The 12,909-nt window shown below is 72.8% G+C and carries 11 protein-coding genes; 10 read left to right on the top strand and 1 reads right to left on the bottom strand.

The window, feature by feature from the left end:
* The first annotated feature begins 4 nt into the window (after nt 1–4).
* From ACH0BZ_RS02580 to ACH0BZ_RS02535, 10 genes are all read left to right on the top strand, one after another.
* Nucleotides 5–844 carry a tRNA (adenine-N1)-methyltransferase gene (locus tag ACH0BZ_RS02580; protein ID WP_406896388.1) on the top strand — a complete coding sequence of 280 codons (840 nt, stop codon included), beginning with the start codon at nt 5–7 and terminating at the stop codon, nt 842–844.
* A gap of 95 nt (nt 845–939) precedes the next feature.
* Nucleotides 940–2,646, top strand: coding sequence for a proteasome ATPase (arc, locus tag ACH0BZ_RS02575; RefSeq protein WP_406896387.1), 1,707 nt, complete (start codon nt 940–942; stop codon nt 2,644–2,646).
* Nucleotides 2,643–4,142, top strand: a complete 1,500-nt coding sequence (dop, locus tag ACH0BZ_RS02570; protein ID WP_406896386.1) for a depupylase/deamidase Dop — start codon at nt 2,643–2,645, stop codon at nt 4,140–4,142. Before arc ends, dop begins: the two co-directional genes overlap by 4 nt.
* A gap of 35 nt (nt 4,143–4,177) precedes the next feature.
* Nucleotides 4,178–4,354, top strand: a complete 177-nt coding sequence (locus ACH0BZ_RS02565; protein ID WP_406896384.1) for a ubiquitin-like protein Pup — start codon at nt 4,178–4,180, stop codon at nt 4,352–4,354.
* A 6-nt stretch (nt 4,355–4,360) separates the two neighbouring features.
* Nucleotides 4,361–5,767: a Pup--protein ligase gene (gene pafA, locus ACH0BZ_RS02560; protein WP_406896383.1), complete on the top strand. Its 1,407-nt coding sequence runs from the start codon at nt 4,361–4,363 to the stop codon at nt 5,765–5,767.
* A 10-nt stretch (nt 5,768–5,777) separates the two neighbouring features.
* Nucleotides 5,778–6,746, top strand: a complete 969-nt coding sequence (locus ACH0BZ_RS02555; RefSeq protein WP_406896382.1) for a helix-turn-helix transcriptional regulator — start codon at nt 5,778–5,780, stop codon at nt 6,744–6,746.
* A complete protein-coding gene (locus ACH0BZ_RS02550; RefSeq protein ID WP_406896381.1) occupies nt 6,743–7,723 on the top strand; it encodes a helix-turn-helix transcriptional regulator in 981 nt (326 codons plus the stop codon). The genes ACH0BZ_RS02555 and ACH0BZ_RS02550 overlap by 4 nt, the downstream gene beginning before the upstream one ends.
* Before the next feature lie 85 nt (nt 7,724–7,808).
* On the top strand, nt 7,809–8,198 hold the full coding sequence (gene tatA, locus ACH0BZ_RS02545) for a Sec-independent protein translocase subunit TatA (RefSeq protein ID WP_406896380.1): 390 nt from the start codon (nt 7,809–7,811) through the stop codon (nt 8,196–8,198).
* A 114-nt stretch (nt 8,199–8,312) separates the two neighbouring features.
* Nucleotides 8,313–9,251 carry a twin-arginine translocase subunit TatC gene (tatC, locus tag ACH0BZ_RS02540; RefSeq protein ID WP_406896773.1) on the top strand — a complete coding sequence of 313 codons (939 nt, stop codon included), beginning with the start codon at nt 8,313–8,315 and terminating at the stop codon, nt 9,249–9,251.
* Nucleotides 9,235–11,904, top strand: coding sequence for a DEAD/DEAH box helicase (locus ACH0BZ_RS02535; protein WP_406896379.1), 2,670 nt, complete (start codon nt 9,235–9,237; stop codon nt 11,902–11,904). Before tatC ends, ACH0BZ_RS02535 begins: the two co-directional genes overlap by 17 nt.
* Before the next feature lie 9 nt (nt 11,905–11,913).
* Here the strand turns inward: ACH0BZ_RS02535 and ACH0BZ_RS02530 are convergent, their stop codons facing one another.
* A complete protein-coding gene (locus tag ACH0BZ_RS02530) occupies nt 11,914–12,843 on the bottom strand; it encodes a 5'-3' exonuclease H3TH domain-containing protein (protein ID WP_406896378.1) in 930 nt (309 codons plus the stop codon).
* Between the last annotated feature and the right edge of the window lie 66 nt (nt 12,844–12,909).

Below are 12,909 nucleotides of genomic sequence, written 5' to 3'. Positions count from 1 at the left end.
CACCGTGCAGCGATCAGGCCCGTTCGTCGTGGGCGACCGCGTCCAGCTCACCGACACCAAGGGACGCAAGTACACCGTGGTCCTGGTCGAGAGCGCCGAGTTCTTCACCCACCACGGAGCGGTCCGGCACGACGACCTCCTCGGCGCCCCCGAGGGCTCGATCGTCACCTCGACGGGGGAGGCCCATTACCTCGCCCTGCGGCCGCTGCTCACCGACTACGTGCTCTCCATGCCGCGCGGTGCGCAGGTCATCTACCCCAAGGACGCCGCGCAGATCGTCCACGAGGGCGACGTCTTCCCGGGCGCCCGCGTCCTCGAGGCCGGCGCCGGCTCCGGCGCCCTCACCTGCTCGCTCCTGCGGGCCGTGGGGCCGGAGGGCCGCGTGTTCTCCTACGAGGTCCGCGAGGACCACGCCGAGCACGCCGAGCGCAACGTCCGCACCTTCTACGGCGAGCACCCGGAGAACTGGGACCTGCGCGTGGCCGACCTCGCCGAGACCACCGTCGAGGCCCTCGGCGGCCCGGTGGACCGCGTGGTCCTGGACATGCTCGCCCCGTGGGAGTGCCTGCCCGCGGTCCGCGACGTCCTGGTGCCCGGCGGCGTGCTCGTGGCCTACGTGGCCACCACCACGCAGCTCTCCGAGGTGGTCGAGGCCCTGCGCCGCCAGGAGTGCTGGACCGAGCCGCGCGCCTGGGAGTGCATCAACCGCGGCTGGCACGTCGTGGGCCTGGCCGTGCGCCCCGAGCACCGGATGCAGGGGCACACCGCGTTCCTCGTCACCGCCCGCCGCCTCGCCGAGGGCGTCACCACCCTCAAGCCGCAGCGCCGCAGCGGTAAACACTGATGCGGCGCACCCACGCGTGTCGCACCCCCGTCTTGGCCCGGCGATAGGGTGGACGGGACGACGACGAGGCGCACGCGCGCGCTGGAGAGCAGGTGATGACGGTGACCGACGGGCGTTCCCCGGCCCGAGGCGGCCAGGAGAGGGTCACCCTCGACCGCGCCGAACTGGCGCGGCTGCGCCGGGCCGCGGACGAGGCGGCGCGCACGGACCGCGAGAAGTCGGTCAAGATCGACGCCCTCGGCGCGCGCAACGTCCGGCTCGCCGAGCTACTCAAGGACTCCCGAGACCAGCTCGAGGCGCTCAAGGGCGAGGTCGAGCGACTCGGCACCCCGCCGAGCACGTACGGCATCGTGCTCGCCGAACCGACCGGACCGGAGACCGCCGAGGTCCAGGCCGCCGGCCGCCGGATGCGGCTCACCCTGGCGCCCGGCGTGGACCCCGCCACGCTCTCCCCGGGGATGACCGTGCGCCTCAACGAGGCGATGACGGTCGTCGAGACCTGCCCCGAGCAGCCCGTCACCGGCGTCACCGCGATCCTGCGGGACGTCCTCGCCGACGGAGAGCGGGCCCGCGTGGTGATGGGCAACGACGAGGAGCACATCGTCCACCTGGCCGCCGCCCTGCGCGGCGGGCGCACGGCCGACGCGCCCGCACCGGTCCGGCCCGGCGACGCCGTGCTCGTGGACCCCAAGGCCGCCGTCGCCTTCGAGGTGGTCCCCAAGGCCGAGGTCGACGAGCTGCTGCTCGAGGAGGTGCCGACGGTCGACTACTCGGACATCGGCGGTCTCGGCCCGCAGATCGAGCAGATCCGGGACGCCATCGAGCTGCCCTTCGTCCACCACGAGCTCTACCGCGAGTTCCACCTGGCGCCGCCCAAGGGAGTGCTGCTCTACGGTCCGCCCGGGTGCGGCAAGACGCTCATCGCCAAGGCCGTCGCGCACTCGCTGGCGCGCGCCGCCGCGGAGTCCCGCGGCGAGGACGTCTCCGACGGCAGGTACCCCAACTCGTACTTCCTGTCGATCAAGGGCCCGGAGCTGCTCAACAAGTACGTCGGCGAGACCGAGCGGCACATCCGGTCGATCTTCGAGCGGGCCCGGGAGAAGGCCACCGAGGGCAACCCGGTCATCGTGTTCTTCGACGAGATGGACTCGATCTTCCGCACCCGCGGCTCCGGCGTCTCCTCGGACATGGAGACGACGATCGTGCCGCAGCTGCTCGCCGAGATCGACGGCGTCGAGGACCTGCGCAACGTCATCGTCATCGGCGCCTCCAACCGGGAGGACATGATCGACCCGGCCATCCTGCGCCCGGGACGGCTGGACCTCAAGATCCGGATCGACCGGCCCGACCGCGACGCCGCGGCCGACATCCTCACCAAGTACGTCACCCCCGACCTGCGCTTCGACCCCGAGGAGGTCGGGGTGGCGTCCCCGGTGGATCACGCCACCGAGCTCATCGAGCGGATCGTCGACCGCCTCTACACCCGTGACGAGTCGACGACGTACGTCCACCTCGTCTTTGCCTCCGGCCGCCGCGCCGCCCTGCACCTGGCGGACCTCGCCTCGGGCGCCATGCTGCGCAACATCGTGGACCGGGCCAAGAAGCTCGCCATCAAGGACATCGTCCACGGCACCGGCCGCGGCCTGACCGCCGACGACTTCCTCGACGCCGTGGACGCCGAGTTCGCGGAGAACACCGACCTTCCCAACACCTCCAACCCGCAGGAGTGGGCACGCCTGACGGGCGTGCGCGGCGAACGGGTCGTGGAGGTCGTGGTCCCGCACCGGGAGGAGAACGCATGAGCGCACCGGCTCAGCAGCCCCGCGGCCGGATCATCGGCACCGAGATCGAGTTCGGCATCGTCGCCGTGGGCCAGCCCCTGCTCAGCTCTGTGGTCACCTCCACCCAGGTGATCAAGGCCTACACCGACCCCGGCGAGGGCGCCGGACGCGTCGACGCGCGCTGGGACTACGGCTCCGAGTCGCCGATGCGCGACGCCCGCGGCTTCGACCTGGGCGCCGCCCGCGCCTACGACCCGAGCGAGTACGGCGTCACCAACCGCGTGCTGTCCAACGGCGCCCGCTTCTACGTGGACCACGCGCACCCCGAGTACTCCGCGCCGGAGGTGGACTCGCCGCGCGACGCGGTGCTCTGGGACAAGGCCGGGGAGCTCATCATGCACCGCGCCGGCCGCGAGTCCTCGACCACCGAGGGCCACGCCGAGCTCAAGCTCTACAAGAACAACGTCGACGGCAAGGGCGCCTCCTACGGGGCGCACGAGAACTACCTCGTGCGCCGCGACGTGGACTTCGGCGCCCTCACCCTGAGCCTGGCGCCACACCTGCTCTCCCGGCAGGTGTACACCGGCGCCGGTCGGGTGGGCATCGGGCAGTTCGGCGAGCACCCGGGCTTCCAGATCTCACAGCGGGCCGACTACATCGAGGTCCTCACCGGCCTGGAGACCACTCTGCGCCGCGGGATCATCAACACCCGCGACGAGCCGCACGCCCCCGACGAGGTGTGGCGCCGCCTCCACGTGATCATCGGCGACGCCAACCTCGCCGAGCACGCCTCCTACCTCAAGTTCGGCACCACGTGCCTGGTGCTGGACGCGATCGAGGCCGGCGTCGACTTCGCCGACCTCGTTCCCGTCGACCCGGTCGAGGCGGTCCACCGGATCAGCCACGACCCCACCCTCACCGCCACGGTGCGGATGGCCGACGGCCGCGAGCTCACCGGCCTGGCCCTCCAGCGCGAGATCCTCGCCCGCGTCGCCGGGGTGATCGGCGACGGCGCCGGCCGCCCCGCGTGGGCCCCCGAGGTGCTCGCCGCGTGGCAGGAGATCCTCGACGACCTCGAGGCCGACCCGATGGGCTGCGCCGACCGGCTCGACTGGCCCGCCAAGCTCCGGCTACTCGAGGGCTTCCGCACCCGCGACCAGATCGGATGGGACCACGCCCGCCTCGCGCTCATCGACGTCCAGTACCACGACATCGACCCCGAGCGCGGCCTCTACAACCGTCTGGTCGCCAAGGGTGCCATGCGGCGGCTGCTCACCGACGAGGAGGTCGACCGGGCCACCGTCATGCCGCCCGAGTCCACGCGCGCCTGGGCCCGCGGACGATTCGTCGCCGAACTCGGTGACCGCGTCCTGGCGGCGGGATGGGACCACGTCGTCGTCACCGACTCCCGCGGGGAGAAGCGGTCCGTGGATCTCTCCGACCCCTACGCCGGGTCGCGCGCGCACTGCGAGGCCGAGCCCGACCTCGTGAGCCCCGACGGCCCGTCGCCGCGCTGACAACCACCATCCACACCACCCGAGGAGGAGACATCATGTCCCAGATCCAGAAGAACGCCGGCGGGTCCGGCGGCGGTGACGACGAGGCCGGCCAGGTCGCCAAGGCGGCCGACACCACGTCCGCCGACTCGCTGCTCGACGAGATCGACGACATCCTGGAGGTCAACGCCGAGGAGTTCGTGAAGTCCTACGTCCAGAAGGGCGGGCAGTAGGCCGCCATGATCCGTCGCATCGTCGGGATCGAGACCGAGTTCGGCATCACGAGCGTCGGCGGGGAGGGCGCGCGCTCGCTCGGACCCGACGAGATCGCCCGCTACCTCTTCCGTCCCGTGGTGGAGCAGTGGCGTAGCTCGAACGTCTTCCTCGAAAACGGTGCGCGTCTCTACCTCGACGTGGGCTCGCACCCCGAGTACGCCACCGCCGAGTGCGACGGGCTGCGCCAACTCGTCGCCCACGACCGGGCGGGGGAGCGGATAGTCGACGACCTCGCCGTCCACGCCGAACAGTCCCTTGCCGCCGACGGGATCGACGCCACGGTGTACCTGTTCAAGAACAACACCGACTCGGCGGGCAACTCCTACGGCTGCCACGAGAACTATCTGCTGGACCGGTCCACGCAGGTACGCGGTATCGCCACCGACCTGCTGCCGTTTCTCGTCACCCGGCAGGTGATCTGCGGCGCGGGCAAGATCCTCACCGGACCGCCCGCCGGGGGCGTCGGCGGCGAGACCCCGGAGCCGACCTATTGCTTCTCGCAGCGGGCCGAGCACATGTGGGACGGCGTCTCCTCGGCCACCACGCGGTCGCGGCCACTCATCAACACCCGCGACGAACCGCACGCCGACTCCACGCGCTTCCGTCGCATGCACGTGATCGTGGGCGACTCCAACATGATCGAGACCACGACGCTCCTCAAGGTGGCCAGCACCCGGCTGGTCCTGGAGATGTTCGAGGCCGGGGTGCAGCTCCGCCCGATGGCCGTGGCCCACCCCGTGCGCGCCATCCGCGAGGTGAGCCGCGACCTCACCGGCACCCGCCCGGTCGCCCTCACCGACGGCACCACGATGACCGCCCTGGAGATCCAGCGGGAGTTCCTCGCCGCCGTACACCGCTACCTCGACGCCGGTGGCTGGGAGCGGGACGACCGGCCCGACGTGGAGCGGGCCGTGGCCTTGTGGGAGCGCGTCCTCGACGCCGTGGAGTCCGGCGACCACGATTCGATCGCCGCCGACATCGACTGGGCCGCCAAACTCCGGCTCATCCGACAGGTCCAGGACAGGACAGGCGTGGACCTGGACCACCCGCGGCTGGCACAGATCGACCTGACCTATCACGACGTCCGGCCCGGCCGGGGCCTGCACTCGCTCCTGGAGCGGCGGGGGATGGTCACCCGAGTCGTCGACGAAGCCCAGGTCGAGGCCGCCCGAACGCAACCGCCCGCCACCACGCGCGGCGCGCTGCGCGGGCGCTTCATCTCCGCCGCCAGGGCCGCCGGCCGCGACTTCACCGTGGACTGGGTGCACCTCAAGGTGGGCGACGGGACCCTGCCGACGGTGGCCTGCGCCGACCCGTTCTCCCATGAGGACCCGCGTGTCGACGACCTCATCGCCACGCTGGGGCGCTAGCGTTCCGGGCGTGTCCACCTCCAAGTCCCAGCGCCTGGTCAACCTCGTCATCTGCTTGAGGTCGACGACCGCGTTCCTGTCCGCGGACCAGATCCGGGGCATGGTGCAGGGCTACGACGGCTGCGAGACCGAGGCCGCGTTCCTGCGGATGTTCGAGCGCGACAAGCGGGAACTCCGCGACGTGGGCGTTCCGCTCGAGCAGGGGGCCTCCCTCGCACCCGGCTCGCCGGCCGGCTACCGCATCCCCGCGCGGGACTACGAGCTGCCCGAGATCACCCTGACCGCCGAGCAGGCCGGCGTCCTGGCCGTGGCCTCCGAGGTGTGGCGCGAGGGGGAGCGGTCCGCGCGGGCCGACGGCGCCCTGGCCAAGCTCAGCGCCGCGGGGATCGACCCCGTGCGCGACGGCGACACGACCGTCGCCGTGGCCGACCCCAACGAACTGTCGGTGGCCGCGCTCGTGGCCGAGGCCGTGGCCGACGGCCGGGGCCTGGAGTTCAGCCACACCTCCGCCGGCGCCACCGACCCCGTGGCCCGGCGGATCGAGCCGTGGTGGACCGGCTCCCGCAACGGCCACTGGTACGTCGTGGGCCATGACCTCGACCGGGGCGCGCCCCGTACATTCCGGCTGGTGCGGATGTCCGACGTTCGGCTCGGCGCCCCCGGCCGGACCGCCGCCGTCCCGCCCACCGAGGACGTGCTCGCTCTACTCGACGCCGCGATCGCACGGGTCAACCCGATCGCCACGGCCACCGTCTGGGTGGCCGACGGTCACGCCGCCGAGCTCCGCGCCATGGCGTCCGTGACGACCCCGACCGAGCGATACGGCCGGGCCGGGGCCGACCTCGAGGTGACGGCCCCGCTCGCCGAGCTCGCGGCGCTCGTCGCCTCCCAGGGGCCCGACGCCGCAGCCCTCGCCCCGCCGGGTCTGCGGGACCGGGTCGTCACCATCCTCACCGCCGCGACGGAGGCCGCCCGATGAGCCCCCGCACCGTCCCGCTGGCCACGCTGCTCAGCGTGGTCCCGTACTTCCACGCCCGGGGAGCGGTCCGGGTGGCCGACGCCGCCCGTGACCTCGGGATGAGCGAGCAACAGCTCCGTGGCGCCTTGTGGCAGCTGTGGTCCTGCGGCCTGCCCGGCTACGGGCCCGGCGACCTCATCGACCTGGCCTTCTCGGCCGAGGATCTCGACGACGCCGAGCTGGTCGAGGTGACCTTCACCGCCGGCATCGACCGCCCCGTGCGACTCACCGCCGCCGAGGCCGTGACCCTCGAGACCGGGTTGGCGGTGTTCCTCGACCACCCCGAGGTGGTGGACCAGGCGGCGCTGCGCGACCTGCTGGAGGCCCTGCGCGCCGCGGCCGGCGTCCCGGCTCGGGACGCCGGCGCGTCGGACCCCGCCGCCGCATCCGCCGGCACGGCCGACGCCGACACCGTTCGCACCGCCGTCCACCGGGGCCGGGCCCTGCGCTTCGTCTACCACTCCGCCAGCTCCGACACGTCCACGATCCGCGTCGTGGACCCGGCGCGGGTCTCCGTGGCGGACGGGCACTCCTACGTCCACGGTGTGGACCGGGAGACCGGCGAGTGGCGCACGTTCCGTACCGACCGGATGAGTGGCGCGGAGGATGTGGGGGAGCGTCGGCCGCTGGGCCCCGAGCCGCAGGAGTACGGCGGCGACGCGGCGCACAGCGAGATGGCCACGGTGCGGGCCGCCGGCGCGTGGTTCCTCGACGAGTTCCCGTTCCGCGACGTGGTCCGCCGGCCCGACGGAGACGTCGACGTGACAGTCGGCTACCACGATCGCGCCTGGCTGCAGCGCTTTCTTCTCGGCCACGCCGACGTGGTGACGCCCACCGACCCGGAGCTGGCCACCGAAATCGCCGCCCGGGCGGCGGAAGGGCTGGCGCACTACGCATCCGACGCCCCCTCCACGCCTGAGGCCGGAGGCGCGGGCTGAGCACCCGGGCCGCCGACCGCTGGCCCGCACCGCCGGAGAACCCGTGCGTTAGCATGACCACGTCGTCACACAATCGGAGGTTGACATGGGTGCGTTGAGCATCTGGCACTGGCTCATCGTCTTGGTCGTCGTACTCCTGCTCTTCGGCTCCAAGAAGCTCCCGGACGCCGCTCGCGGCCTCGGCCGCTCGATGCGCATCTTCAAGTCGGAGATGAAGGAGATGCAGAACGACGGCCGCGAGGACGAGCCCCAGGCGCTCACCCAGGGCGAGCAGCCCAACACGGCGCAGTACACCCAGCCCCAGGCGCACCCGCAGCAGCAGCCGGTTCAGCAGCCGCCGGCCCCGCAGCCCCAGCAGCAGGCCTACCCGCAGGCGCCACAGCAGCCGCACCAGCAGCCCGGACAGGGCCCGGCACCGCAGCAGTTCACCGACCCCACGGCCCCCTACGACGGGCGCCCCCACACGGGGCAGTAGGTCCCCACCCCGATGGCCCGGGCCGGAACCGACGCGAGCGACGCCTCCCGCACGGGGGGCGTCGGTCGTCGCACGCCCCGTCTGCGGCGTCGGCGCCGCAACCCCGACGGCACGATGCCGCTCATCGAGCACATCTACGAGCTCCGCAAGCGCCTGCTCATCTCGCTCGGCGCGATCGTCGTGACGCTGGGGTTCGGTTTCTTCTGGTACGGCAGCGGGTTCTTCGGCATCCCCTCCTTGGGCGAGATCCTCACCGGCCCGTACTGCGACATCCCGCCCGGCGCACGCATGCAGCTCGGTGGTGACGGCGAGGAGTGCCGCCTGCTGGCCACCGGCCCGTTCGAGCAGTTCATGCTCCGCCTCAAGGTGGCGGCCACGGCCGGGATCGTCCTCGCCAGCCCGGTCTGGCTGTACCAGATCTGGGCGTTTGTCACCCCCGGCCTCCACAAGAACGAGAAGCGCTACGGGATCACCTTCACGATCCTCGCGGCTCTGCTCTTCGTGGGCGGAGCCGTCCTCGCCTACGTCGTCATCGTCCACGCCCTCGAGTTCCTGCTCTCGATCGGCGACAACGTCCAGACCACGGCGCTGTCCGGCACCCAGTACTTCTCCTTCCTCATCCAGCTCATCCTCATCTTTGGCGTGAGCTTCGAGATCCCCCTGCTCATCGCCATGCTCAACGTGGCCGGGGTGGTGCGGTACGAGACGCTGGCCCGGTCGCGCCGCGGCATCATCATGGGCATCTTCGTGTTCGCGGCGGTGGCCTCGCCCGGCCAGGACCCGTTCTCCATGCTCGCGCTGGCCCTGGCCGTGTGTGTCCTCGTGGAGGCCTCCATCCAGTTCGCCCGCATCCACGACAAGCGCCGCGCCACACAGCGCGAGGACTGGCTGGACGTGGACGACGAGTCGGCCTCGCCGATCGCCCCCGCCGGCGGCCTCGACGGGTCGGGGTCGGTCCCGGCCCCCGAGCCCGTGGCCGCACCCGCCCCCCTCACGCCCGGACGGCCCCTGCAGGCGCCGACGGGCGGAACGCTGTATGACGACACCCTCTGACGTCCCCGGGCCCGCCGAGGACGGCCACCTTCTCGACTCGTTCCTCTCCGGAGAGGGCTTCGACCCCGACCCCTTCCAGCTCGAGGCGTTTGCCGCCCTCGACGCCGGCCGCAACCTGCTCGTCTCGGCGCCCACCGGCTCCGGCAAGACCCTGGTGGGTGAGTACGCCGCCTACCGCGCGCTCGCCCGCGGCGGACGCTGCTTCTACACGACGCCGATCAAGGCACTGAGCAACCAGAAGTTCCGGCAGTTCCGGCGCCGGTTCGGCCCCGAGAACGTGGGCCTGCTCACCGGCGACCACTCGATTGACGCGGACGCCCCCGTCGTCGTCATGACCACCGAGGTCCTCCGGAACATGATCTACTCCGGTTCCTCCGCGCTCCACGACCTGGAGTGCGTGGTGATGGACGAGATCCACTACCTCGGGGACCGCTCCCGCGGGGTGGTGTGGGAGGAGATCATCCTCACCCTCGACCCGGCGGTGCAGCTCGTGGGCCTGTCGGCCACGCTGAGCAACACCGACGAGCTGGGGGCCTGGCTCGGCGAGGTGCTCGGCGACACGGCCGTCGTGCTCTCCGAGCACCGGCCGGTCCCGCTCGCTCACATGCTCTACACCGAGGGCGACCTCGTCCCCGTGCGAGCCGCCGCCGAACAGCGCCGTCGGCGCCGGACCGGGTACCACGACGAACGCGTGGCCGGCCGGTCGCGGGCGCCGTGGGCGCGGCGCCGGGACGTCATCGAACGGCTCGACGACGAGCGGCTCCTGCCCGCCATCTACTTCGTCTTCTCCCGCGCCGGCTGCGACGGCGCGGTGGCGCAGATGCGCCGGGCCCGGCTGCGCCTGACCACCGGCGAGGAGGCGCGGCGGATCGCCTCCCACGTCGACGCCGCGTGCGCGGACGTGCCACGGCACGACCTCGACGCGCTGGACTACGACGCGTTCCGCGCCGGACTCGTCGCCGGGATCGCCGCCCACCACGCCGGCATGCTGCCACTCTTCCGCACCGTCGTGGAGGAGCTGTTCTCGGCCGGGCTCATCAAGGTCGTCTTTGCCACCGAGACCCTCGCGCTGGGCATCCACATGCCCGCCCGCGCCGTGGTGCTGGAGAAGACCACCAAGTTCGACGGCGAGACCCACGCCTTGCTCACCTCGGCCGAGTACTCCCAGATCACCGGCCGCGCCGGGCGCCGGGGGATCGACACCAAGGGCACCGCGGTGGTCCTGGACCAGCCGGACCTCGACCTGGACGCCCTCGCCGCGCTCGTGGACACCCCGCGCTTCCCGCTGCGCAGCGCGTTCACCCCCGACTACTCGATGGCGGTCAACCTGGTCGAGCGGATGGGCGTCGCCGAGGCCACCTCGCTCATCGGGCGCTCGTTCGCCCAGTACCAGACCGACCGGACGCTGGTCTCCCGGACGCGGGCCATCGAGCGCCGCATCACGGAGCGCGACCGGATGCGCGCCGACCTCGAGGAGGCCGGCGGCGGCGAGGACCTCCACGAGTACATGCGGCTACGCGCCGAGCTCAGCCGCCTCGAGCGCTCCGTCGAGAAGTCCAGCCGTGACGACCGCCTCGAGGCCGTGCGCGTGGCCATGCTCAAGCAGACGCCCGGCTCGGTGATCACCGTCGGCCGCAAGCGCTTCGGGATGGTGGCCACCGTCCTGCAGGTCCGCACCGACATCCCCGCCGACCCCGCGCTACTGTGCCTCACCGACAGCGGCTGGACCGGCTGGCTGCGCCGCCACGACTTCGCCGCGCCCCCGATCCCGGTGGGCCGGGTGGACCTGCCCAAGGGGCGCCGCCGGCTCGACGGGCGCGCCAAGAAGGCGCTGCTGCACCGCATGGAGGGGCTGCGCGGCAAGGCACGGGGCCGGCTCAGGAACGGGGGCGGCAAGCCGGTACGCAAGGACCCGCGCATCGCCCGCACCCGCCGCGCCCTTCGCGAGCACCACCTCCACGCCGACCCGCACACCGAGAAACTGGCGCGCCTGTACGAACGGTGGGCGCGCGCGGCAGCCGACGTGGACGCGCTCACCGCCGAGGTCGACGCCGATGCCGACTCGCTCGCCCGCCGCTTCCGCGGCATCGTCGAGCTGCTCGAACAGCTCGGCTACCTGGGGCGCGAGGACGGCGCACTGCGCGCCACCGACGCCGGCCGTCTCCTGGCCGGCGTGCACACCGAGCAGGACCTCTTCGTGGCCGAGTGCCTGCGCCGCGGCGTATGGAACGGGCTCGACGCCGCCGGGCTCGCGGCCGTCATCGCCACCGTCGTGGCGCACCCGCGCACCGAGTCGGCGATCCGTGAGCCCTCCGACGAGATGCTGCGACTCGCGCTCGCCGAGACCGCGCGCGTCGCAGAGGACGTGGCGGCCGTCGAGCGCACGCACCGGCTGCCCACGACCCCCGACCTCGACGCCGGTCTCGCGCCCGTGCTGCACCACTGGGTGTCCGGCGGGTCTCTCGCCTCCATCCTCGCCGCGTCGTGGCAGGAGGGGGTCGAGCTCACCGCCGGCGACTTCGTCCGCTCCGCCCGGCTCGTCCTGGACGTGCTGGCGCAGGTGGGCAACGTCGCCGAGCCCGCACTCGCGCGGACCGCCCGCTCGGCCGTCGGGGCCCTGCGGCGCGGCGTCGTGCTCGACCACATGGCCTGAGCGGCCGGATCAGTCGACGTCGAGCACCGCGGTCGCCTCGACGAGCCGGCGGATCGCACGCCCCTGGCCGGTGGCCTCCGCGAGCGCGTCGAGTCCGTCGCGATCCACCGGACCCCGGCGGCCGTCGGGGTCGCCGTCGAACTCCACCGCGAAATCCCGACCGCCCAGCCGGACGACCCCGCGGGCGGCGGTCAGGTAGTCGGCGGCGTCGGCGACCGCGGAGCGCCGCCGGGGGGTGAGGTCGGAGCCGGGGTCGGCGGCCGCGGTGACGATCCCGTCGAGGTCGCCGTACCGGCGCAGCAGCGTGGCCGCGGTCTTGGCCCCGATCCCCGCGACACCGGGCAGTCCGTCGGAGGCGTCGCCCACGAGCACGGCGTAGTCGGCGTACACCGCGGCGTCGGCGCCGACCGGCAGGTCGAAGCGTTCCGCCACGACCTCCGGGGTGTAGGCAAGCCGCTTGCGCATCCCGGCGCCCACGTACACCACCGTGGTCGTGGGAGAGGCCAGCTGGAACAGGTCGCGGTCGCCGGTCACCACCAGCACCTCGCGCTCGCGGGCGGCCAGCGACGCGATCACGTCGTCGGCCTCAGCGCCCGCGGCCCCGGCCCGGGAGATCCCGGAGGCGGCGAGGATCGCGCCGATCGACTCCACCTGGGGCGCCAGCGAGTCGGGGGCCTCCTCCTCGCCGTCAGCGCCCACCCGGTGCTCCTTATACGACGGCACCAGCTCGACGCGCCAGTCCGGACGCCAGTCCCGGTCCAGGGCGGCGATGAGCCCGGCCGGCCGGTACTCCTCGAGCAGCACCGCGGTCATGTCGCAGAAGCCGCGCACCGCGTTGGCGGCGGCGCCGTCGGGGCCGGTGATCTTCTCCGGCACGGAGTGGAACGCGCGAAACCACAGCCCCGCGCTGTCGAGCACCATGAGCGGGCCATCGTCCACCGCGCCTCCTCGGGAATCATCATCGGGTCCGGCCCCGCCAGGCTAGTCCGCCGCACGGCGCGGGGC

Origin of the sequence: Dietzia sp. 179-F 9C3 NHS, assembly GCF_045369825.1 — a bacterium.
In the GTDB taxonomy this organism is placed as follows: domain Bacteria; phylum Actinomycetota; class Actinomycetes; order Mycobacteriales; family Mycobacteriaceae; genus Dietzia.
Note: the sequence above shows the minus strand (reverse complement) of the source record. Positions and strands in the feature narration are given on the sequence as shown.